Below are 19390 nucleotides of genomic sequence, written 5' to 3' on the forward strand. Positions count from 1 at the left end.
ACCCCGTTCAGCCTTGCCCCTGTGCTTCCATCAGCTGGCGCAGCAGGCGCTCCTCGCTCATGTCGTCCTCGGCGGGCTTGTCCACCTCGGCGCCCATGAGCAGGGACATGTTGTCGTCTTCCGGCTCGTCAACCTCGATCTGGCTCTGGTTCGCCTCGATCAGACGCTCGCGCAGCTCGTCGGCGCTCTGCGTTTCCTCTGCGATCTCGCGCAGGGCGACGACCGGGTTCTTGTCGTTGTCGCGGTCCACGGTGATGGCAGCCCCCGACGAGACTTCGCGCGCACGGTGTGCGGCAAGCATCACCAGTTCGAAACGGTTCGGTACCTTGTCGACGCAGTCTTCAACGGTCACTCGGGCCATGGGGCACTCCCATCAGGAAAATCGGTAGAACAGGTGTCATATGCAACGGAACGGCTGAACACAAGGTCAAAGCAGGGGCGCATCAGCCAGTTTCACCACGGAATCACGGTCCGCAGCGGGGATTTCGGCGCACATTTCCGCGATTGTACGCCCAAGCACCGGATGACGCCAGTCCGGCGCGACATCCAGGAGAGGCACCAGCACGAAAGCGCGGTCCTGCATCCGGGGGTGGGGGAGAATCAGTTGGTCGGGGCTTTCGACCCTCTGCGCCTCTGCCGCGAGGTCATGCCACCGCCGCCAGCCCGCCGCATCCGGCAGGATCCTGCTGTCCGCCGCGATGAGGTCGATGTCGAGGGTCCGGGCCCCCCATCTCTCCATCCGCTCCCGTCCGAACCGGGCCTCGACGGCGTGAAATGCGGACAGGACGCCATGCGGCGTCAGCCCGCTCTGTGCGACAAAGGCCGCATTGGCGAAATCAGGGCCGGAGCCGGGGGGGAAGGCGGGGGTCCGGTAGATGGCGCTGACGCGGATCGGCGTCACCCGGTGAGCGCGCAATTCTGCCAGTGCTTCTAGCAGGTTGTCCGCCGGCGCACGTCCCTTGGTGGGACGATTTCCGCCGATTGCGCCCAGATAAAGCTCGCTCACCTGTCCCTCTCTCGAGATTTCGCCTATACTTTTGGACAAAGCCTCAGACTTGATGCAGAATTGTTGAGCGCCTAATTACACGCACCCGTGGCCGCTTTTTTTAGTACTCACACTCACGGATGGCACGCGACCACGAAATTCGGAAGGGTTTTTGATGTTTTACAAGGACGAACGGCTTGCGCTGTTCATCGATGGCTCGAATCTGTACGCGGCGGCCAAAGCACTTGGGTTTGATATTGATTACAAATTGCTGCGTCAGGAGTTCATGCGTCGTGGGAAACTCCTGAGGGCCTTCTACTACACCGCCCTGCTGGAGAACGACGAGTACTCGCCGATCCGTCCGCTGGTGGATTGGCTCCACTACAACGGCTTCACCATGGTGACCAAGGCTGCGAAGGAATACACCGACAGCCAGGGACGGCGTAAGGTCAAGGGGAACATGGACATCGAACTGACCGTCGATGCCATGGAGCTTGCGCCGCGGGTGGATCACATCGTGCTGTTCTCGGGCGACGGCGATTTCCGTCCGCTGGTCGAGAGCCTGCAGCGCCAGGGTGTCCGGGTGTCGGTGGTCTCGACCATCCGCAGCCAGCCGCCGATGATCGCCGACGAGCTGCGCCGCCAGGCCGACAACTTCATCGAGCTCGACGAGCTGAAGGAAGTCATCGGTCGCCCGCCGCGTGAACAGAGCAACGACGAGCGCGTCCGCGCCGTCGCCACCGGAAGCTGACCCGCGCGGAATTCTCCGCGACATGGATTGGCCCGCGCTTCTGATTCTCTTCGCCGCCGCCTTCGGGGCGGCGACCGTTCTGCCGTTCCAGTCGGAAGTCGTCTTCGCCGCCATGCAGCTGCGCGAGGCGGCGCCGCTGTGGTCGCTGGTCGTGGTGGCCAGCATCGGCAACACGCTGGGCGCGGTGGTCAATTACGGGCTGGGCCGCTGGATCGAGACCGCACGGGACCGCCCCTGGTTCCCGGTGAAGGAGGCGCAGCTTGCGAAGGCGCAGGACTGGTACGCCCGGCGGGGCGTCTGGACGCTGCTCCTGTCATGGGCGCCGCTCGGCGATGCGCTGACGGTGGCGGCGGGCGTGATGCACACGCCGCTGCGCATCTTCCTGCCGCTGGTCGCCGTGGCGAAGACGGGCCGGTACATCGTGCTCGCCGCCGTGACCGAGGGCCTCTTCGGCTGAGCGCCGCCCGCACGCCCCTTTACCAGACCTCCCCGGCCACATAGGTGTGAAACGACAGGAGACACCGCGATGACCAAGCCGCCGCTGACCCTATACCTTGCCGCGCCGCGCGGATTCTGCGCGGGCGTGGACCGTGCGATCAAGATCGTCGAGATGGCGCTGAAGAAATGGGGCGCCCCGGTCTACGTGCGCCACGAGATCGTGCACAACAAGTATGTCGTGGACGGGCTGCGCGAACTGGGTGCCGTCTTCGTCGAGGAGCTCGACGAATGTCCGCCGGACCGGCCGGTGATCTTCTCGGCCCATGGTGTGCCCAAGGCGGTCCCGGCCGAAGCGGCGCGGCGCGAGATGGTCTTCGTGGACGCCACCTGCCCGCTGGTCTCCAAGGTGCATATCGAGGCGGAGCGGCACCACGAGAACGGGCTCCAGATCGTGATGATCGGCCATACCGGCCACCCCGAGACGATCGGCACCATGGGGCAATTGCCCGAGGGCGAGGTCCTGCTGGTCGAGACCGAGGCGGATGTGGCGGGGCTCGAGGTGCGTGATCCCGAGCGGCTGGCCTTCGTGACCCAGACGACGCTTTCGGTGGACGACACGGCGGGGATCGTCCGGGCGCTGACCGCGCGTTTCCCGAAGATCGTCGGCCCGCACAAGGAAGACATCTGCTACGCGACGACCAACCGGCAGGAATCCGTGAAGGCCATGGCCGGCAGGATCGACGCGATGTTGGTGGTGGGCGCGCCCAATTCCTCGAACTCGCGCCGTCTGGTCGAGGTCGCGGAGCGGGCGGGCTGCTCCTATGCCCAGCTCGTGCAGCGGGCGACGGACATCGACTGGCGCGCGCTCGAGGGTATCCGCTCCATCGGCATCACGGCGGGCGCCAGCGCGCCCGAGGTGCTGGTGAACGAGGTCGTCGATGCGCTGAAGGCCCGCTACGACGTGACCGTCGAGATGGTCGAGACCGCGCGCGAGAACGTCGAGTTCAAGGTCCCCCGCGTCCTGCGCGAACCGGCCTGAGCGCCATTGCCCCCGGGCTGACGCCGGGGCAGGGTGGCCCGGCGCTTTGCCGGAGGTCCCGATGTCGCCCGAATACCTGCTCACCGTCCTGATCGTCTGCCTCGCCCCGGGGATCGGGGTGATCTACACGCTCTCGGCCGCCCTCGGCGGCGGGCTGCGCGCGGGGGTCTGGGCCTCGGTCGGCTGCACGCTGGCCACCTGCCTGCACCTCGCGGTGGCGCTGGCGGGGCTGGCGGCGATCCTGCACACCTCGGCCCTGCTGTTCCAGACGCTGAAATTCGCGGGCGTCGCCTATCTGCTCTGGATGGCCTGGACGACGCTGCGGGGGACCGGGGCGCTGGCGGTCTCGCCCGAGGGACGGGCGCAGGAGCTGCGGCCGGGGCGGCTCGTCTGGCGGGGCGTTGCGCTCAACATCCTGAACCCGAAGCTGCCGATGTTCTTCCTCGCCTTCCTGCCGCAGTTCATGGCGCCGGATAGCCTGACGCCGACCCGCGACCTCGTGGTGCTGGGCGCGGGCTTCATCGGCATGACGCTGGCGGTGATGCTGCTCTACGCGCTGGCCGCGGGGCTGATGCGTCGCGCGGTGGTCGAGAACGAGCGCGCGATGACATGGCTCCGCCGCGCCTTCGCGGCGAGCTTCGCGGCGCTCGGGCTGCGGCTGGCGATGGAACGCGCGGCATGAGCGCCGACCGCGAGACGCTGGCGGTCTACGACGGCGCGAGCGACCGCTACGCGAAGCGGGGCGGGGCGGGGCGGATTGGGACTACGCGGCGCTCGACGCCTTCCTCGCCCGTCTGCCCGCGGGCGCGCGGATCCTCGATCTGGGCTGCGGCCCGGAGCACCTGTCGGCGGTGATGGCCGAGCGGGGCATGGCGCCCGACCCGGTTGATGCCTCCGCGGGGATGGTGGCGCTGGCGCGGGAGACATACGGGCTGCCCGCCCGGCAGGCCACGTTCGACGAGATCGACGGGGGCGCGGTCTATGACGCGGTCTGGGCGAACTTCTCGCTGCTGCACGCGCCAAGGGCCGAGATGCCGGGGCACCTGGAGCGGCTGGCCCGGGCGCTCAGGCCCGGCGGGCTGATCCATCTCGGGATGAAGGTGGGGGAGGGCGAGGGGCGCGACGGCCTGAACCGGTTCTACACCTACTGGCGGGTGGAGGAGCTGCAGGCGGCGCTGGAGGCGGCCGGTTTCGCGGTCGATGGCGGAGGTCCGGCGCGGCAGGGGAAAGGGGCTCGACGGCGCGCCCTTCGGCTGGTGCCTGGTGACGGGGCGGCTGGCCGAATAGCGCTTGCGCGGGGGGCGTGGCGGACCTAAGCCTCGGCCCCATGACGACGTATTACGCATATACCGACGGCGCCTGCTCGGGGAATCCGGGACCGGGCGGATGGGGCGCCCTCCTGCAGGCGAAGGACGGCGCGACCGTCGTGAAGGAGCGCGAGCTGAAGGGCGGCGAGGCGCAGACCACCAACAACCGGATGGAGCTGCTGGCGGCGATCAACGCGCTGGAAACGCTCGGGCGCGGGACGGCGATCACGGTGGTGACGGACAGCCAGTACGTGAAGAACGGCGTGACCGGCTGGATCCACGGCTGGAAGCGCAACGGCTGGAAGACGGCGGCGAAGAAGCCGGTGAAGAATGCCGAGCTCTGGCAGCGGCTGGACGCGGCGGCGCAGCGCCATGACGTCACCTGGGAATGGGTGAAGGGGCATGCGGGCCATCCCGAGAACGAGCGGGCGGATGAACTGGCCCGGGCCGGGATGGCGCCCTACAAGTAGGGTTTGCGCCGGGCCTTGCCCGTCGCGACGCGAGGGGGGCGCTGCCCCCCTCTTGCGCCTGCGGCGCAATTCACCCCCCGGGATATTTCCGGCAAGAGGAAGACGGCGGGGCGGCGGCTATTTCCGCGCGTACCGGTCCCAGAGCCAGAGCAGGAGGACGGCGCCCAGTGCCGCGCCGATGAGGCCCGCGACCAGGCCGAGGACGGCGAGCACGGCGCGGAGGACGAGGCCGCCGACAAGCGCGCCCGCCATGCCGATCAGCACGGTCGTCAGTGGCGCGGCCTCGATGTCCAGGAGGCGGGTCGCGGCCCAGCCCGCGGCGGCGCCGATCAGGATCCAGAGGAGGAGGCCCATGGTCTCAGCTGCCCCGGTAGGTGGTGTAGCCATGGGGGGAGAGGAGGAGGGGGACGTGGTAATGGGCGTCCGCCTCGGCCATGCCGAAGCGGATCGGGATCTCGTCGAGGAAGAGCGGGTCGGCCCCGGACTGGCCGGTGGCGCGGAGATAGTCTCCGGCGTGGAAGACGAGCTCGTAGGTGCCGGGGGCGAAGTCTTCGGCGGGCAGGATCGGGGCGTCGGTGCGGCCATCGGCATTGGTGACGCTTTCGGCCAGCAGCCTGCGCTGCGCGCCCTCGAGGCGGTGGAGCGCGATGCGGATGCCCGCGGCGGGCGCGCCGCGCGCGGTGTCGAGGACGTGGGTGGTCAGGTAGCCTTGCGCCATGGGAGCCTTCCGCTTGCAAGTGGGGCAGGCGCGGTCTTTGATGGCCCCGCCTCGGACAGGAGAGAACCACATGCAGCGCTATCCCCGCAACCTGATCGGCTACGGGCCGAACCCTCCGGACGCGGCCTGGCCGGGCGGGGCGAAGATCGCGGTGAGCTTCGTGCTGAACTACGAGGAGGGGGGCGAGAACAACATCCTGCACGGCGATGCGGGGTCGGAGGCCTTTCTGTCCGAGATCGTGGGCGCGGCGCCCTGGGAGGGGAAGCGCCACTGGAACATGGAATCGAACTACGATTACGGCGCGCGGGCCGGGTTCTGGCGGCTGCACCGGCTGTTCACCGGGGCGGGCATCCCGCTGACGGTCTACGGGGTGACGACGGCCCTCGCCCGCGGGCCGGAGCAGGTCTGGGCGATGCAGGAGGCGGGCTGGGAGGTCGCCTCGCACGGGCTGAAGTGGATCGAGCACAAGGACATGGCGCCGGAGGAGGAGCGGCGGCACATGGAGGCGGCGGTCAGGCTTCATGCCGAGGTGACCGGCGCGCCGCCGGAGGGCTGGTACACGGGGCGGTGTTCGATGAACACGGTGGAGCTGGCCGCGGAGATGGGGATGAAGTGGGTCTCGGACACGATCGACGACGACCTGCCCTACTGGCACGCGAACGGCGAGACGCTGGTGATCCCCTACACGATGGACGCGAACGACATGCGTTTCGCCGTGGCCGCGGGCTTCGGCGGGCCGGAGGAGTTCTTCCAGCACCTGAAGGATTCCTTCGACGCGCTCTACGCCGAGGGGGAGGCCGGCAGCGCCAAGATGATGAGCGTCGGGATGCATTGCCGGCTGCTCGGTCGGCCGGGGCGGGTGCAGGCTCTGCGGCGATTCATCGAATATGCCCAGGGGCACGCGGGGGTCTGGTTCCCCCGCCGCATCGACATCTGGCGGCACTGGGCCGAGGTGCATCCGCCGGTGGTGCCGGACCTCGTGCCGTCGGAGATGGAGCGCGCGGAGTTCGTCGCGGCCTTCGGGGGCATCTACGAGCATTCTCCGTGGATCGCGGAGCGGGCGTGGGAGCTGGAGCTGGGGCCGGTGCATGACCGGGCCGTCGGGCTCTGGAATGCGCTGGCGCGGGTGTTCCGCTCGGCCTCGGAGGCGGAACGGCTGGAGGTGCTGAGGGCGCATCCGGATCTCGCGGGCAAGCTCGCGGCGGCGAAGCGGCTGACGGCGGAGAGCAGTGCCGAGCAGGCCTCGGCCGGGCTCGACGCGCTGACGGACGAGGAACGGGCGGCCTTCGAGCGGCACAACGCGGCCTATACGGACAGGTTCGGCTTTCCCTTCATCATCGCGGTGAAGGACAACGACAAGACCTCGATCATGGCGGCCTTCGAGACCCGGCTTGCCAATGACCGCGAGACCGAGTTCAAGACGGCCTGCGCCCAGGTGGAGCGCATCGCCTATCACCGACTGAAGGACCTCCTGCCGTGAACCGGACCTATTTCTCCGACTGGGGCGGGCTGCCCGCGCAGCGCAACATCATCGCGGGCCGCGCGGTCTTCACCGAGGCCTACGCCTTCATGCCCCGCCAGGTGCAGTCCGACATCACCGCGAGCCTGCTGCCGGGGTGGGAGGACACGCGGGCGTGGATCCTCGCCCGGCCCCTGACCGGGTTCGCGGAGACCTTCGCGGAGTTGATCCTCGACATCGCGCCGGGCGGCGGGACCGATGCGGGCGAACCCGATCCGAAGGCCGAGGGCGTGCTCTTCCTGCTGGAGGGCGCGCTGACGCTGGAGGTCGGCGGCGCGACGCACGAGATGGCGCCGGGGGGCTTCGCCTACCTGCCGCCGGGCTCGGGGTGGTCGGTGCGCGCCGGTGACGCGAAGGCGGTCTGCGTCTGGATCCGGAAGCGCTACGAGCCGGTGCCGGGGCTGGAGGCGCCGGAGGTGCTGGTGACGAACGATGCCGAGGTGACGCCTGCGCCGATGCCCGACACGGAGGGGCGCTGGTCGACGACCCGCTTCGTGGACCCGAACGACATCCGCCACGACATGCATGTGACCATCGTCACCCTGCATCCGGGCGCCGAGGTGCCCTTCACCGAGACCCACGTGATGGAGCACGGGCTTCTGGTGTTGCAGGGGATGGGCGTCTACCGGCTGAACGCCGACTGGGTGGAGGTCGAGGCCGGGGATTTCATGTGGCTGCGCGCCTTCTGCCCGCAGGGGTGCCATGCCTCGGGGTCCGAGCCGTTCCGGTATCTCCTCTACAAGGACGTGAACCGGCACCCGAGGCTGGAGCTGTGAGGGAGATCCGGGCGGAGCCCCTGACGGCGGAGGCGTTCGCCCCCTTCGGCGAGGTGCTGGAGGCGGCGGGCGCCCCCGACAAGGTCATCAACGCGGGCTGGTGCGACCGTTTCCACGACCGCGCCGCGCTCGATTTCGGGCCGGAGGGGCGGGCGGGGATCAGCCTCTTCCGGGCGCGGCCGCGGAGCCTGCCCTATGAATGCGGGATGCTCGAGCGGCACCCGGAGGGCTCGCAGGCCTTCCTGCCGATGGCGGACATGGCGTGGCTGGTGATCGTCGCGCCGGACGAGGATGGCCGCCCGGGCGCGCCGCGCGCCTTCCTGCCCGCACCGGGGCAGGGGATCAACCTAGCCCGCGGAACCTGGCACGGAGTGCTCACGCCGTTGGCAGAACCGGGGCTTTTCGCGGTGGTCGACCGCATCGGGGCGACCCCCAACCTTCAAGAACACTTCCTGGATGCGCCGTTTGTCGTAATCTCGTGACGGACCCGTCCGGCAGAGGCGGGACGGACAACCAACGGAACGGGACAACACACATGGCAGATATCGCCACACACGGCAGCGCGCTCGGCACGCCCGAGCAATTGCGCGATCCGGACTACACGCCACCGCTCGCCAATGCGATCCCGCTGGGGATCCAGCACGTGCTGGCGATGTTCGCCTCGAACGTCACGCCGGCGATCATCGTCGCCGGGGCGGCGGGCTTCGGCTTCGGCTCGAACTCGGCCGATTTCCCCAGCATGATCTACATGATCCAGATGTCGATGCTCTTTGCCGGCATCGCGACGCTGTTCCAGTCGATCGGGCTGGGCCCCGTCGGTGCGCGTCTGCCCATCGTGCAGGGCACGAGCTTCGCCTTCCTGCCGATCATGATCCCCGCCGTCGCGGGGCAGGGCGTCGCCGGGATGGCGGGTCTGATGACCGGCGTCTTCATCGGCGGCATCTTCCACTTCTTCCTGGGCACCTTCATCGGCCGGCTGCGCTTCGCCCTGCCGCCGCTGGTGACCGGGCTGATCGTGCTGATGATCGGGCTCTCGCTGATCCGGGTCGGCATCCAGTACGCCGCGGGCGGCGTGCCGAAGATGGGGACCGAGGGCTTCGGGACGCTGGCCATGTGGACGCCCGCGCTGGTGGTCGTCGTGGTGACGCTGGCGGTGAAGTTCTTCACCCGCGGGCTGGTGTCGGTCTCGGCCGTGCTGATCGGGCTGGTGGCGGGCTATGTCGTGGCGCTGCTCATGGGGCAGGTGAGCTTCGGCAATGTCGGCAATGCCGCCGTCTTCGCGCCGCCGCTGCCGTTCCGCTGGGGGCTCGAGTTCAACGTGGCGATCATCGTGGGCATGATCTTCATGGCGGTGATCTCGGCCATCGAGACGGTGGGCGACGTCAGCGGCATCTGCAAGGGCGGCGCCGGGCGCGAGGCCACCGACCGCGAGATCGCGGGCGCGACCTATGCGGACGGTCTGGGAACGGCCGTGGCGGGGATCTTCGGCGGGCTGCCGAACACCTCGTTCAGCCAGAACGTGGGGCTGATCTCGATGACCGGGGTGATGAGCCGTCACGTCGTCACCATCGGCGGGATATTCCTGATCCTCTGCGGGCTCATTCCCAAGGTGGGGGCCGTCGTCTCGACCGTGCCGATCAACGTGCTGGGCGGCGGCGTGATCGTCATGTTCGGCATGGTGGCGGCGGCGGGCGTCAACATGCTGTCCGAGGTGGTCTGGAACCGCCGCAACATGGTGATCTTCGCGGTCTCGCTCTCGGTCGGGCTGGGGCTCCAGCTGGAACCTTCGGCGCTGCAGCACCTGCCGGGATGGCTGCAGATCCTGCTGACCTCGGGCCTGCTGCCCGCGGCGGGTCTGTCGATCGCGCTGAACCTGCTGCTGCCGGAGGACCTGGACTGATCCGCACCCGGTGCGAAGGCCCGCGGTGGGCCTGTTCCTGTCACTGACAGGGCCTCCATGACGGTTTTGTGAAAATTCCTGCGATCCGCCCCGGAACCCGGGGCGGCCCCGCGCGGTAGTTCCTGACAGCCACGCGGAAGAGCGAGGAGAACGCCACCGGACCGGAGGATCGAACATGGGCCCCTGGGCACGTCGTCACGCAGCCGCCATCTCGGCCCTGATCCTCGTCGGATTGTTCCTGAACTACGTCTCCGCGCTCGAGGTCTATCCCGACAAGTCGCCCGGAGAGGTGCTCTGGCGCCTGCTCGGCTTCTTCACCAACCTGACCAACGGCATCGTCGCCTGGTGCTTCGCCGCGATGGCGCTCAGGGGCCGCTTCCTCGAACCGTTCTGGATGGGGGCGCTGACGCTCTGGGTCTGCATCGTCGGCGGGGTCTATTACGGCGTGCTGTTCCAGCCGCTCGAGGGGCTGAGCTGGTATGCCGACCTCACCATCCACGCCATCGCGCCGCTTGCGGTAACCCTGTGGTGGATCGCCTATGCCGAGAAGCGCCTCAGCTGGCATGACGCGGTGGTCTGGTTGCTCTGGCCGCTGCTCTACCTCGGCTACGCGCTCGGCCGCGGGGCGCTGACGGGGGCCTATCCCTATCCGTTCATCGACCCGCTTCAGATCGGCTGGGGCGGCGTCGCGGTCTGGTTCGCGCTGCTCGCCTGCCTCTTCCTGACGGCGGGCCTTGCCATGGTGGCGCTGAGCATGGTGGCGCAGGCGCTCGGCCTCCGCCGGATCAGCTGAGCGCGCGGTCGAGCGCGGCGTCGAGCGCCGCGGGGTCCGCGAACGTCATCCGCACCGGCAGGGTCAGGACCCGGCGGCGCCACTCCTGCGGCAGGCGGACCGCGTCCTTCTCGGTCGTGACGATCTGGGCGCCGTGCAGCGCCGCGTCCCGTTCCAGCCGCGCGAGGATCGCGGGCGTCAGCGGCTGGTGATCCGACAGGGCCACCGTCTCGACCAGCGTCGCGCCGAGGCTGCGCAACGTGGCGAAGAACTTGTCCGGGTGGCCGATCCCCGCGAAGGCGAGGAACGGCGTGCCGCGCCACTCCATGCCGGTCGGCAGGGGCTCGAGCACGCCTGTCACATGCGGCACGGTGATCGCCCCGCCCCAGCTTTCGCGGAAGGCCGTCTGCGCCCTCTCGTGCCCCACCGAGAGCAGCAGGTCCGCGCGGGCCATGCCGGCCGCGACCGGCTCCCGCAGGGGGCCCGCGGGGATGCAGCGGCCGTTGCCGAAGCCCAGCACCGCATCGACCACCACGATCGAGAGCGTCTTGACGAGCGCGGGGTTCTGGAACCCGTCGTCGAGGATCAGCGCCCGCGCCCCGGCCGCCACGGCGTCCTGCGCGGTCGCCACACGGTCGCGGCCGACCCAGACCGGGCCGAAGGCCGCCATCAGCAGCGGCTCGTCCCCGACCTCGGCGGCGGCATGGGCGCGTTCGTCCACCCGCAGCGGGCCCTCGGCCGAACCGCCGTGCCCGCGCGACAGGACATGCGCCGCGATCCCGCGGTCGGCCAGGCGCTGCATCAGCGCGATCACCGTGGGTGTCTTGCCGGTGCCGCCCGCGTTGATGTTGCCGACGCAGATCACCGGCACGCCCGGGTCGACCGGATTGCCCCGCGCCAGCCGCCTGCGGGTCGCCCCGGCATAGAGCGCGCCCAGCGGAGAGAGCAGGCGCGCGGCCAGCCCCGGGGGGCGGTGCCAGAAGCCCGGGGCCCGCATCAGATGACCTCTCCGTCCAGCGCGCGGCCCATGAGGGTCAGCAGGCGGTCCGTCGCCTCCGCCCCCTCGGTGGCCAGCATCCACGCCGCATGGGCCATCGCCGCCGCCTGGTCCGGCGCGGTCAGCCGCGAGACGGCGGCGGCGAGCGTCTCGGCATCGCGGACGATCCGCGCGGCGCCGCCCTCGGCCAGGCGGGTGTAGGCGGCGGCGTAGCGGCCCGTCTCGGGCCCCGACAGCACCGCGGAGCCGAGCGCGGCGGGTTCGTAGGGATCGCTGCCGCCGTGTTCCGGAAAGAGCGAGGAGGCCATGAAGGCGATCGGCGACAGCCGATACCACAGCCCCATGTCGCCGCGGGTGTCGGCCAGCAGGATCTGCGTCGCCTCGCCGGGCACCTCGCCCTCGGACCAGATCGCGACGCGGAAGCCCGCCTCGCGCGCGGCGCGCGCATAATCCGGGCCCTGCGCCTCGTCGTCGGGCACCAGCACGAGGAACAGACGGTGGGTCGAGCGCGAGGCCAGCCGGTGCGCCCTGAGCACGAGATCGAGCTCTCCGGGCTTCACCATGGCCGCCAGCCAGACCGGCCGGCCGGCGATGGTGGCCGCGACCTCGGCGCGCTCCTCCTCGTTGCAGTTCAGCGCCTGCCCGGCCTGCTGGAGCGGACCGGTGATGTCGATCCGCTCGGGCGCCATCCCCAGCCGGGTGAGCCGCCGCGCCGCGTTGGCGGTGCGCGCGAAGGCGAGGTGGAACTGGTCGATCACCCCGCGCGACATGTCCGGCAGCCAGCGCCAGCGGGCTTCCTCGAGCGCGGTCTCCTCGGCATCCACGAGGATCAGGTGGAAATCGCGCTTGCCGGCGCAGGTCAGCAGGGCGGGCCGCAGGTGACCGTTCGACCAGAGCGCGAGGTTCGGCCGCCAGTGGTCGAGGAACGCCTCGGCCGCGGGGATGTTTTCGGGCGGGAGGTCGGCCTGCACCACGTTGTCCGGCACCCGTGCGGGCCGTTCGGCATCGCCGCCGCGGGTCAGCAGGACATGGGCGCCGGGGTGGTCACGCTCCAGCCGGATGGCAAGCTGGAGCAGGCCGGCCATCGCCCCCTGCGAGGCGGCATGCACCCAGACGATGCTGCCCGCGGGCCGCGGTTCGCGCGGGGGCGCCCAGTCCGAGGGCGCCGGCCGGCGCGCCAGCGCGAGATAGGCCGACAGGCTGACCGATCGCGCCATTCAGCGCCTCAGCCCAGTTCCTCGGTCGGCGAGGCGGGCGCTTCCTCGTCCCGCAGCCGGTGGATGTGAGCGATGAAATAGCGCATGTGGGCATTGTCCACCGTGCGCTGCGCCTCGGCCTTCCAGGCGTCGTAGGCGGCGGCGTAATTCGGGTACATGCCCACGATGTGGATGTCTTCCACATCCTTGAAGACGTTCTTGGTGGGATCGACAAGCTCGCCGCCGAAGACGAGGTGAAGGCGCTGCATGTGGGGCTCCTTTCGCCGGGATCGCGGGCCCGGTGTGTGATGCGACTGCGTTGGCGCGACTCTAAGCGCCGCGCCGGGGGATGGAAAGAACCGGAGGGTTGAGATCCGGTTGCGCCCGCGCCGATTGCGCGAACCCGGGCCTTGCGGTAACAGGCAGCGACCGCGCGAGGAGTTCCCATGTCGATCAACAGCTTCGGCCACCTGTTCCGTGTCACCACCTGGGGCGAGAGCCACGGGCCGGCACTGGGCGCCGTGGTGGACGGCTGCCCCCCGGGGATCGAGGTCGACGCCGCGCTGATCCAGCACTGGCTGGACCGCCGCAAGCCCGGCACCTCGAAATACACCACGCAGCGGCGCGAGGCGGACGAGGTGGAGATCCTCTCGGGCGTCTTCGAGGGCAGGACCACCGGCACGCCGGTGCAGCTGATGATCCGCAACACCGACCAGCGGTCGAAGGATTACGGCGAGATCGCCGAGAAGTTCCGCCCCGGTCACGCCGACATCACCTATTGGCAGAAATACGGGATCCGCGACTACCGCGGCGGCGGGCGCTCCTCGGCCCGCGAGACGGCAGCGCGGGTGGCGGCCGGAGGGCTGGCGCGCGCCGCGCTGAAGGCGCTGGCCCCCGAGGTCCAGATCACCGGCTACATGGTCCAGATGGGGCCGCGGAAGATCGACCGCGAGGCCTTCGACATGGCCGAGATCGAGCGCAATCCCTTCTGGGTCCCCGATGCGGGCGCGGCGGCGGACTGGGCCGAGTATCTGGACGGTCTGCGCAAATCCGGCAACTCGGTCGGCGCGGTGATCGAGGTCGTCGCGAAGGGGGTTCCGGCCGGTCTGGGCGCGCCGATCTACGGCAAGCTCGACACCGATCTGGCAGCGGCGATGATGTCGATCAACGCGGTGAAGGGGGTCGAGATCGGCGAGGGCATGGCGGCGGCGGAGCTGACCGGCGAGGCCAACGCGGACGAGATCTTCATGGGGAACGACGGCCGGCCGGTCTATTCCTCGAACCACGCGGGCGGGATCCTCGGCGGTATCTCGACCGGGCAGGAGGTGGTGGTGCGCTTCGCGGTGAAGCCGACCTCGTCGATCCTGAAGCCGCGGCAGACCATCACCAAGACCGGCGAGGCGACCGAGATCGTCACCAAGGGCCGGCACGATCCCTGCGTCGGGATCCGCGCGGTGCCCGTCGGCGAGGCGATGATGGCCTGCGTGATCCTCGACCATCTGCTCCTGCACCGGGGGCAGGTCGGAGACGCGGGCGGCCGGATCGGCTGACACGACGCGCGACGCGGCGCGACTGCCCGTGGGCAGGCGCGCGCAACGGTGTTCCGGGATGCTTTACGGCGCCAGCGGCATCTTCCCCCCGAGGTCAGCGCGCGGGTGACAAGGCGCCTGACCCCGGGACGGGCAGGCGCGGCCCTGCGTCCGCGCTGGTGCGCATCGCAACCGGACGGAGCCATCAGACCCGGTGGTAGGGCGACCCGGCGAGGATCGTCGCCGCACGGTAGAGCTGTTCCGAGAGCATCACCCGTACCAGCATGTGCGGCCAGACCATCTTGCCGAAGCTCAGCTTCAACGCCGCGCGGGCGCGAAGCTCCTTCGCCAGCCCGTCCGCGCCGCCGATCAGCAGCGCGAGGTCCTGCGCCCCGTCGTCCCGGTGCCGGGCCAGCGCCGCGGCGAAATCGGGCGAGGACATCACCGTGCCGCGTTCGTCGAGCGCCATCACCACCGCGCGGTCGGGGATCGCCTTCTCCAGCAGCGCGGCCTCGGCGGCCATGCCGCCGCCCCGCTTGTCCTCGACCTCGCGCACCTCCACCGGGCCGAGCCCGAGGGCACGGCCGGTGCGGTCGAACCGGCTGAGGTAATCGTCGATCAGCGCAAGTTCAGGCCCCGCCCGGAGGCGGCCGACAGCGCAGATATGCACGCGCATTCAGGCGCGGGCCGGGGTCAGGCGCGGGACGCGGCGGCCTCGGCGGGCAGCCACATCTTCTCGAGCTGGTAGAACTCGCGCACTTCGGGCCGGAAGACGTGGACGATCACGTCGCCCGTGTCGATCAGCACCCAATCGCCTGCATCCTTGCCCTCGATCTTCGCGGTGATGCCGAAGGCGGACTTGATCCGCTCCACCAGCTTCTCCGAGATGGCCGCCACCTGCCGCGAGGAGCGGCCGGAGCAGATCACCATGTGATCGCCGATGGCCGACTTGCCGCGCAGGTCCACCTGCACGATGTCTTCGGCCTTGTCGTCATCGAGGGATTTCAGGATATGCGCGAGGAGCGCTTCGCTCGTCGCGTCTTGCGGGGGCTGCATCAGCGTGACCCCCGGTTGAGCGGTCTGCACCGCGTCGAGGTCGAAAGACAGGTCATTGTCCTCCTGGGTTGCGCACCGCCAAAGGCCCCGGTGCCGGGCATGCGCCAAACTTAGCAATTGTTGCCCTCGGTTTCAATGAAACTGCCCGCCGCCGTCGCGGTTCCCGCAGGGAAGGCGGATTGCCGCTTGTAAATCCGGAATCCACACCGGACAGTCGGTCGCGACGAGAGTCCATACGCGGCTGGGGTTAGGCGTGTGACGATAGCTTACCTGAACTCGGGCGGCACGGGCGAACTCCTCGTGCGACTCGAGGGACATGTTTCGCGTGCCGAGAACGCACGTGCGCTGCGGGCGATGGTCGAGGACCGCGCCTTCCGCGATCTGTATCACCTGGTGATCGACGTCCGGGACATGATGTCGACCGAGCTGTCCTCGGTCGACATGAAGTGGCTGGTGAGCGAGATCGGCCGCCAGGTCCGCCGCAACGGCGGCTCGGTCGAGGTGCGCTTTCTCGCGCAGGTGGATTCCTTCGGCTACGCCATGGCGCGCGTCTTCCTGTCCTATGCCTCGCTGGTCGACATCTTCCGGATCGACGAGATCGCGACCGCCGGGTTCGGCGGCCACGAGGCCCGGATCGAGGCGCTGCGGCGGGAGGGTCAGGTGATCTCGGCCTGAGCGGTGCCCGGACCGTTGAGGTGCCGGACCTCGCGCTGCGGGAAGGGGATCGAGATGCCCTCGGCCTTGAACGCGTCCCAGAGGGCCAGGAAGACCTCGCCCCGGACGTTGGTCAGGCCCTGGCTCGGGTCCACGATCCAGAACCGCAGGATGTAGTCGACCGAGCTGTCGCCGAAGCCGGTGATATGGCAGACGGGCGGCCGCGCGCTGAGGACGCGGTTGACCGTCTGGGACGCCTCGATCGCCACCCGCCGCACCAGGTGGGGATCGTCGCCATAGGCGGTGCCGAATTCGATGTCGACGCGCACGAACTTGTTGGAATGGGACCAGTTCACCACCTGCCCGGTGATCAGGTCCTCGTTCGGGATCAGGTATTCCTTGCCGTCCCGCGTCGTGATCGAGACGTAGCGCGCGCCCAGCGTGTTGATCCAGCCGAAGGTGTCGCCGATCGAGATCACGTCGCCCGGCTTCACGCTCTTGTCGAGCAGGATGATGATCCCGCTGACGAGGTTCGAGACCACCTTCTGCAGGCCGAAGCCCAGGCCCACGCCGACCGCGCCCGAGAACAGCGTCAGACCGGTCAGGTCCAGCCCGACGATGCGGAGGGCGACGAAGAAGGCGACCCCGTAGAGCACCACCTGCAGGAACTTCACCGCCAGCACCTGCATGGAGGGGCTGAGATCCTCGCTCCGGCTGATGTTGGCGGCGCCGGCATGGCTGGCGAAGCGGGCGATGGTGAAGAGCGCCGTCAGGACGACCGCCGCCTGCAGCAGCAGCCAGAGCGAGAACCGGGTCTCGCCCAGCGAGAAGGCGAAGCTGTCGAGCAGCTGGCGCGTCTCGTCCGTCAGGTCCACGATGATCAGCGTCACCCAGACCCAGGCCGCGATGCGCACGACCTTGCGGACGATGTCGTTCGCGATGAACCGGGTGAGCAGCGCAATCGCCAGCCACGCGAAGGCCAGCGTGCCGATGATCGCCAGGAGATGCGAGCGCGAGGGCCATGTGACCCCCTGCATCAGCCAGACCACCGGCCAGACCAGCAGCACGAACATGATCAGCACCATGCGGCGGTGCAGCTGGAGCCCGAAGCGCAGGCGCCATTTCGGCCAGCCCTCGCGCGCGCGCAGCCAGTTGTGGTAGCGCGGCCGGACCAGCCGGGCGAGCAGCCAGGCGAGGGCGAGAAGCGCAAGCGCGATGCCGATCTGGTAGAGGTTCCACGGCCGCATCAGCCCCGCGAGGAACAGTTCCGCACGCTGCCAGACGTCGAGCACGATCTCGAGGGCGATGTCGCGGTCCTGATCCATTCAAACTCCTTCGCACGATCCTGCACCGCGGCGGGCGCTCCCGGCAAGTCCTGGCCGGCCCGGGGGCCGTGCCGCGCCGCCGCGTGACCCGAATCGCCTGACCGTGTCATCATGGCCGCCCGAAGGAGGACAACGACATGACCGATGACACTCCGCTGAACCTGTTCGCCCGCCCGGCCGAGGCGGCCCGCAGCGACTATGCGCTGCACCGCTACCGCCGCGCCCTGCTGGCCAATCATGAAACGCCGAAGGGCATCCTTGCGGTTCCGCACAAGGATCCGGCCCGCGACCGTGCGCTGCGCGCGGTCTTCGGCCCGCAGCCCGAGCGCTGAGCCCACGCCCCAGATGCTGCACCGCCGCGTGGCCCGCCCTTGCGGGGCGCGCGGCGCGGGCGTATTGAACGCAGCATGACACGGATTTTCGACATGGATGATCGCGCGCGCCTGCCCTGGCGCTTCTTTGGCGCGTCCCTGACCGTTCTCGCCCGCCTATAAGGCCGGGCCCTTCGCGATTCCCGACATTTCACGAACACTCCAGGAGAGGACCCATGTCCCCCAAGACGCTCTATGACAAGATCTGGGATGCCCACCTCGTTCACGAGGCCGAGGACGGCACCTGCCTTCTATATATCGACCGCCATCTCGTCCACGAGGTGACCTCGCCCCAGGCCTTCGAGGGCCTGCGCATGGCGGGCCGCAAGGTGCATGCGCCGGACAAGACCATCGCCGTGCCGGACCACAACGTGCCGACCACGCTCGACCGCGCCAACGCCGCGACGATGACCGAGGAGAGCCGCATCCAGGTGGAGGCGCTCGACAAGAACGCCAAGGACTTCGGGTTGCATTACTACCCGGTGTCGGATGTCCGCCAGGGCATCGTGCACATCGTCGGCCCCGAGCAGGGCTGGACGCTGCCCGGCATGACCGTGGTCTGCGGCGACAGCCACACGGCCACGCACGGCGCCTTCGGCGCGCTCGCGCACGGGATCGGCACGTCCGAGGTCGAGCACGTGCTCGCCACCCAGACGCTGATCCAGTCGAAATCGAAGAACATGAAGGTCGAGATCACCGGCAAGCTCGCGCCGGGGGTCACCGCGAAGGACATCACCCTTTCGGTGATCGGCCGCACCGGCACCGCCGGCGGCACCGGCTACGTGATCGAATATTGCGGCGAGGCGATCCGCGACCTGTCCATGGAAGGCCGGATGACGGTCTGCAACATGGCGATCGAGGGCGGCGCCCGCGCCGGCCTGATCGCGCCGGACGAGAAGACCTTCGAGTACGTCAAGGGCCGCCCGCATGCGCCGAAGGGCGCCCAGTGGGAAGCGGCGATGGACTGGTGGAAGACGCTCTATTCCGATGACGACGCGCATTGGGACAAGGTCATCACCATCAGGGGCGAGGACATCGCCCCGGTCGTCACCTGGGGCACCTCGCCCGAGGACGTGCTGCCGATCACCGCGGAGGTGCCGGATCCGGCCTCCTTCTCCGGCGGCAAGGTCGGCGCGGCGCAGCGCTCGCTCGACTACATGGGGCTGAAGCCGGGCCAGAAGCTCTCGGACATCGAGATCGACACCGTCTTCATCGGCTCCTGCACCAACGGGCGGATCGAGGACCTGCGGGCGGCCGCGGCCATCCTGAAGGGCAAGAAGATCAAGGACGGGATGCGCGCCATGGTCGTGCCGGGCTCGGGCCTCGTCCGGGCGCAGGCCGAGGAAGAGGGGCTTGCCCAGATCTTCCAGGACGCGGGCTTCGAATGGCGCCTCGCGGGCTGCTCCATGTGCCTGGCGATGAACCCCGACCAGCTGTCGCCCGGCGAACGCTGTGCCGCGACCTCCAACCGCAACTTCGAGGGCCGTCAGGGCCGGGGCGGACGCACCCACCTGATGAGCCCCGCGATGGCGGCGGCGGCGGCGGTCACGGGACGGCTGACAGACGTGCGCGAGATCATGTAACCTC

At 69.4% G+C, this 19390-nt stretch carries 25 protein-coding genes; 15 read left to right on the plus strand and 10 right to left on the minus strand.

Annotated features, from left to right (window positions below):
- Window positions 1-7 precede the first annotated feature (7 nt).
- Window positions 8-361, minus strand: coding sequence for a DNA-directed RNA polymerase subunit omega (rpoZ, locus tag Q344_RS0113320; RefSeq protein ID WP_028287164.1), 354 nt, complete (start codon window positions 359-361; stop codon window positions 8-10).
- Window positions 362-427: 66 nt separating this feature from the next.
- Window positions 428-1006 carry a 2-amino-4-hydroxy-6-hydroxymethyldihydropteridine diphosphokinase gene (folK, locus tag Q344_RS0113325; protein WP_028287165.1) on the minus strand — a complete coding sequence of 193 codons (579 nt, stop codon included), beginning with the start codon at window positions 1004-1006 and terminating at the stop codon, window positions 428-430.
- A 154-nt stretch (window positions 1007-1160) separates the two neighbouring features.
- Here folK and Q344_RS0113330 point away from each other — a divergent pair, with 154 nt between their 5' ends.
- From Q344_RS0113330 to rnhA, 6 genes are all read left to right on the plus strand, one after another.
- Window positions 1161-1736: a LabA-like NYN domain-containing protein gene (locus tag Q344_RS0113330; protein ID WP_028287166.1), complete on the plus strand. Its 576-nt coding sequence runs from the start codon at window positions 1161-1163 to the stop codon at window positions 1734-1736.
- 22 nt (window positions 1737-1758) lie between these two features.
- Window positions 1759-2193, plus strand: a complete 435-nt coding sequence (locus Q344_RS0113335; protein WP_036539211.1) for a YqaA family protein — start codon at window positions 1759-1761, stop codon at window positions 2191-2193.
- A 69-nt stretch (window positions 2194-2262) separates the two neighbouring features.
- Window positions 2263-3213 (plus strand): 4-hydroxy-3-methylbut-2-enyl diphosphate reductase, encoded by a 951-nt coding sequence (gene ispH, locus Q344_RS0113340; protein WP_028287168.1) that lies wholly within the window; start codon window positions 2263-2265, stop codon window positions 3211-3213.
- A gap of 61 nt (window positions 3214-3274) precedes the next feature.
- Window positions 3275-3895 carry a LysE family translocator gene (locus Q344_RS0113345; protein WP_028287169.1) on the plus strand — a complete coding sequence of 207 codons (621 nt, stop codon included), beginning with the start codon at window positions 3275-3277 and terminating at the stop codon, window positions 3893-3895.
- A 139-nt stretch (window positions 3896-4034) separates the two neighbouring features.
- Window positions 4035-4529, plus strand: coding sequence for a methyltransferase domain-containing protein (locus Q344_RS23945; protein WP_229669220.1), 495 nt, complete (start codon window positions 4035-4037; stop codon window positions 4527-4529).
- Window positions 4530-4540: 11 nt separating this feature from the next.
- Complete coding sequence (gene rnhA, locus Q344_RS0113355) at window positions 4541-4990, plus strand: ribonuclease HI (RefSeq protein ID WP_028287170.1); 450 nt, start codon at window positions 4541-4543, stop codon at window positions 4988-4990.
- Between the two features lie 117 nt (window positions 4991-5107).
- On the opposite strand, the gene Q344_RS0113360 is transcribed toward rnhA, so the two are convergent.
- Together Q344_RS0113360 and uraH are read right to left on the minus strand one after the other, a co-directional pair.
- Window positions 5108-5344: a GlsB/YeaQ/YmgE family stress response membrane protein gene (locus Q344_RS0113360; protein WP_028287171.1), complete on the minus strand. Its 237-nt coding sequence runs from the start codon at window positions 5342-5344 to the stop codon at window positions 5108-5110.
- Window positions 5345-5348: 4 nt separating this feature from the next.
- On the minus strand, window positions 5349-5708 hold the full coding sequence (uraH, locus tag Q344_RS0113365) for a hydroxyisourate hydrolase (RefSeq protein WP_028287172.1): 360 nt from the start codon (window positions 5706-5708) through the stop codon (window positions 5349-5351).
- 70 nt (window positions 5709-5778) lie between these two features.
- On the opposite strand from uraH, the gene puuE reads away from it, so the two are divergent.
- From puuE to Q344_RS0113390, 5 genes are all read left to right on the plus strand, one after another.
- Window positions 5779-7188, plus strand: a complete 1410-nt coding sequence (gene puuE, locus Q344_RS0113370) for an allantoinase PuuE (RefSeq protein WP_028287173.1) — start codon at window positions 5779-5781, stop codon at window positions 7186-7188.
- Window positions 7185-8003, plus strand: coding sequence for a bifunctional allantoicase/(S)-ureidoglycine aminohydrolase (locus tag Q344_RS0113375; RefSeq protein ID WP_028287174.1), 819 nt, complete (start codon window positions 7185-7187; stop codon window positions 8001-8003). Before puuE ends, Q344_RS0113375 begins: the two co-directional genes overlap by 4 nt.
- A complete protein-coding gene (locus Q344_RS0113380) occupies window positions 8000-8485 on the plus strand; it encodes an ureidoglycolate lyase (protein WP_028287175.1) in 486 nt (161 codons plus the stop codon). Before Q344_RS0113375 ends, Q344_RS0113380 begins: the two co-directional genes overlap by 4 nt.
- A 53-nt stretch (window positions 8486-8538) precedes the next feature.
- Window positions 8539-9903: a uracil-xanthine permease family protein gene (locus tag Q344_RS0113385; RefSeq protein ID WP_028287176.1), complete on the plus strand. Its 1365-nt coding sequence runs from the start codon at window positions 8539-8541 to the stop codon at window positions 9901-9903.
- Window positions 9904-10078: 175 nt separating this feature from the next.
- Complete coding sequence (locus tag Q344_RS0113390; protein WP_028287177.1) at window positions 10079-10696, plus strand: Pr6Pr family membrane protein; 618 nt, start codon at window positions 10079-10081, stop codon at window positions 10694-10696.
- On the opposite strand, the gene lpxK is transcribed toward Q344_RS0113390, so the two are convergent.
- From lpxK to Q344_RS0113405, 3 genes are read right to left on the minus strand one after another with little or no spacing between them, the layout of a single operon-like run.
- Window positions 10689-11672, minus strand: coding sequence for a tetraacyldisaccharide 4'-kinase (gene lpxK, locus Q344_RS0113395; protein WP_028287178.1), 984 nt, complete (start codon window positions 11670-11672; stop codon window positions 10689-10691). The genes Q344_RS0113390 and lpxK overlap by 8 nt on opposite strands.
- A complete protein-coding gene (locus tag Q344_RS0113400) occupies window positions 11672-12889 on the minus strand; it encodes a 3-deoxy-D-manno-octulosonic acid transferase (RefSeq protein ID WP_028287179.1) in 1218 nt (405 codons plus the stop codon). The genes lpxK and Q344_RS0113400 overlap by 1 nt, the downstream gene beginning before the upstream one ends.
- Before the next feature lie 8 nt (window positions 12890-12897).
- Entirely contained in the window at window positions 12898-13137 is a 240-nt protein-coding gene (locus Q344_RS0113405; RefSeq protein WP_028287180.1) for a DUF4170 domain-containing protein, read from the minus strand.
- Between the two features lie 177 nt (window positions 13138-13314).
- On the opposite strand from Q344_RS0113405, the gene aroC reads away from it, so the two are divergent.
- Window positions 13315-14418, plus strand: coding sequence for a chorismate synthase (gene aroC / locus Q344_RS0113410; protein ID WP_028287181.1), 1104 nt, complete (start codon window positions 13315-13317; stop codon window positions 14416-14418).
- Between the two features lie 184 nt (window positions 14419-14602).
- Here aroC and rlmH read toward each other — a convergent pair whose 3' ends face one another.
- Window positions 14603-15073: a 23S rRNA (pseudouridine(1915)-N(3))-methyltransferase RlmH gene (gene rlmH / locus Q344_RS0113415; protein WP_028287182.1), complete on the minus strand. Its 471-nt coding sequence runs from the start codon at window positions 15071-15073 to the stop codon at window positions 14603-14605.
- A gap of 17 nt (window positions 15074-15090) precedes the next feature.
- On the minus strand, window positions 15091-15453 hold the full coding sequence (rsfS, locus tag Q344_RS0113420; protein ID WP_028287183.1) for a ribosome silencing factor: 363 nt from the start codon (window positions 15451-15453) through the stop codon (window positions 15091-15093).
- A gap of 255 nt (window positions 15454-15708) precedes the next feature.
- Here rsfS and Q344_RS0113425 point away from each other — a divergent pair, with 255 nt between their 5' ends.
- Complete coding sequence (locus Q344_RS0113425; RefSeq protein WP_156954703.1) at window positions 15709-16128, plus strand: hypothetical protein; 420 nt, start codon at window positions 15709-15711, stop codon at window positions 16126-16128.
- On the opposite strand, the gene Q344_RS0113430 is transcribed toward Q344_RS0113425, so the two are convergent.
- On the minus strand, window positions 16110-17432 hold the full coding sequence (locus Q344_RS0113430) for a mechanosensitive ion channel family protein (RefSeq protein WP_028287185.1): 1323 nt from the start codon (window positions 17430-17432) through the stop codon (window positions 16110-16112). The genes Q344_RS0113425 and Q344_RS0113430 overlap by 19 nt on opposite strands.
- A gap of 137 nt (window positions 17433-17569) precedes the next feature.
- Between Q344_RS0113430 and Q344_RS0113435 the strand changes: the two genes are divergently transcribed.
- Window positions 17570-17764 carry a hypothetical protein gene (locus Q344_RS0113435; protein ID WP_028287186.1) on the plus strand — a complete coding sequence of 65 codons (195 nt, stop codon included), beginning with the start codon at window positions 17570-17572 and terminating at the stop codon, window positions 17762-17764.
- Between the two features lie 215 nt (window positions 17765-17979).
- The gene (leuC, locus tag Q344_RS0113440) at window positions 17980-19386 is read left to right on the plus strand and encodes a 3-isopropylmalate dehydratase large subunit (protein WP_028287187.1); all 1407 of its coding nucleotides are present in this window, start codon (window positions 17980-17982) and stop codon (window positions 19384-19386) included.
- The last annotated feature ends 4 nt before the right edge of the window (window positions 19387-19390 follow it).

The sequence above is a fragment of the Pseudooceanicola nanhaiensis DSM 18065 genome (assembly GCF_000688295.1).
Classification (GTDB): Bacteria; Pseudomonadota; Alphaproteobacteria; order Rhodobacterales; family Rhodobacteraceae; genus Pseudooceanicola; species Pseudooceanicola nanhaiensis.

What these genes read in the sequence shown, in the direction of transcription:
- rsfS (WP_028287183.1), bottom strand. Translation starts at nt 15,453, where the DNA reads ATGCAGCCCCCGCAAGACGCGACGAGCGAAGCGCTCCTCGCGCATATC.
- Q344_RS0113400 (WP_028287179.1), bottom strand. Translation starts at nt 12,889, where the DNA reads ATGGCGCGATCGGTCAGCCTGTCGGCCTATCTCGCGCTGGCGCGCCGG.
- ispH (WP_028287168.1), top strand. Translation starts at nt 2,263, where the DNA reads ATGACCAAGCCGCCGCTGACCCTATACCTTGCCGCGCCGCGCGGATTC.
- Q344_RS0113385 (WP_028287176.1), top strand. Translation starts at nt 8,539, where the DNA reads ATGGCAGATATCGCCACACACGGCAGCGCGCTCGGCACGCCCGAGCAA.
- Q344_RS0113330 (WP_028287166.1), top strand. Translation starts at nt 1,161, where the DNA reads ATGTTTTACAAGGACGAACGGCTTGCGCTGTTCATCGATGGCTCGAAT.
- Q344_RS0113360 (WP_028287171.1), bottom strand. Translation starts at nt 5,344, where the DNA reads ATGGGCCTCCTCCTCTGGATCCTGATCGGCGCCGCCGCGGGCTGGGCC.
- puuE (WP_028287173.1), top strand. Translation starts at nt 5,779, where the DNA reads ATGCAGCGCTATCCCCGCAACCTGATCGGCTACGGGCCGAACCCTCCG.
- lpxK (WP_028287178.1), bottom strand. Translation starts at nt 11,672, where the DNA reads ATGCGGGCCCCGGGCTTCTGGCACCGCCCCCCGGGGCTGGCCGCGCGC.
- Q344_RS0113435 (WP_028287186.1), top strand. Translation starts at nt 17,570, where the DNA reads ATGACCGATGACACTCCGCTGAACCTGTTCGCCCGCCCGGCCGAGGCG.
- aroC (WP_028287181.1), top strand. Translation starts at nt 13,315, where the DNA reads ATGTCGATCAACAGCTTCGGCCACCTGTTCCGTGTCACCACCTGGGGC.
- Q344_RS0113345 (WP_028287169.1), top strand. Translation starts at nt 3,275, where the DNA reads ATGTCGCCCGAATACCTGCTCACCGTCCTGATCGTCTGCCTCGCCCCG.
- uraH (WP_028287172.1), bottom strand. Translation starts at nt 5,708, where the DNA reads ATGGCGCAAGGCTACCTGACCACCCACGTCCTCGACACCGCGCGCGGC.
- Q344_RS0113430 (WP_028287185.1), bottom strand. Translation starts at nt 17,432, where the DNA reads ATGGATCAGGACCGCGACATCGCCCTCGAGATCGTGCTCGACGTCTGG.
- leuC (WP_028287187.1), top strand. Translation starts at nt 17,980, where the DNA reads ATGTCCCCCAAGACGCTCTATGACAAGATCTGGGATGCCCACCTCGTT.
- Q344_RS0113335 (WP_036539211.1), top strand. Translation starts at nt 1,759, where the DNA reads ATGGATTGGCCCGCGCTTCTGATTCTCTTCGCCGCCGCCTTCGGGGCG.
- rpoZ (WP_028287164.1), bottom strand. Translation starts at nt 361, where the DNA reads ATGGCCCGAGTGACCGTTGAAGACTGCGTCGACAAGGTACCGAACCGT.
- rnhA (WP_028287170.1), top strand. Translation starts at nt 4,541, where the DNA reads ATGACGACGTATTACGCATATACCGACGGCGCCTGCTCGGGGAATCCG.
- Q344_RS0113405 (WP_028287180.1), bottom strand. Translation starts at nt 13,137, where the DNA reads ATGCAGCGCCTTCACCTCGTCTTCGGCGGCGAGCTTGTCGATCCCACC.
- Q344_RS0113390 (WP_028287177.1), top strand. Translation starts at nt 10,079, where the DNA reads ATGGGCCCCTGGGCACGTCGTCACGCAGCCGCCATCTCGGCCCTGATC.
- rlmH (WP_028287182.1), bottom strand. Translation starts at nt 15,073, where the DNA reads ATGCGCGTGCATATCTGCGCTGTCGGCCGCCTCCGGGCGGGGCCTGAA.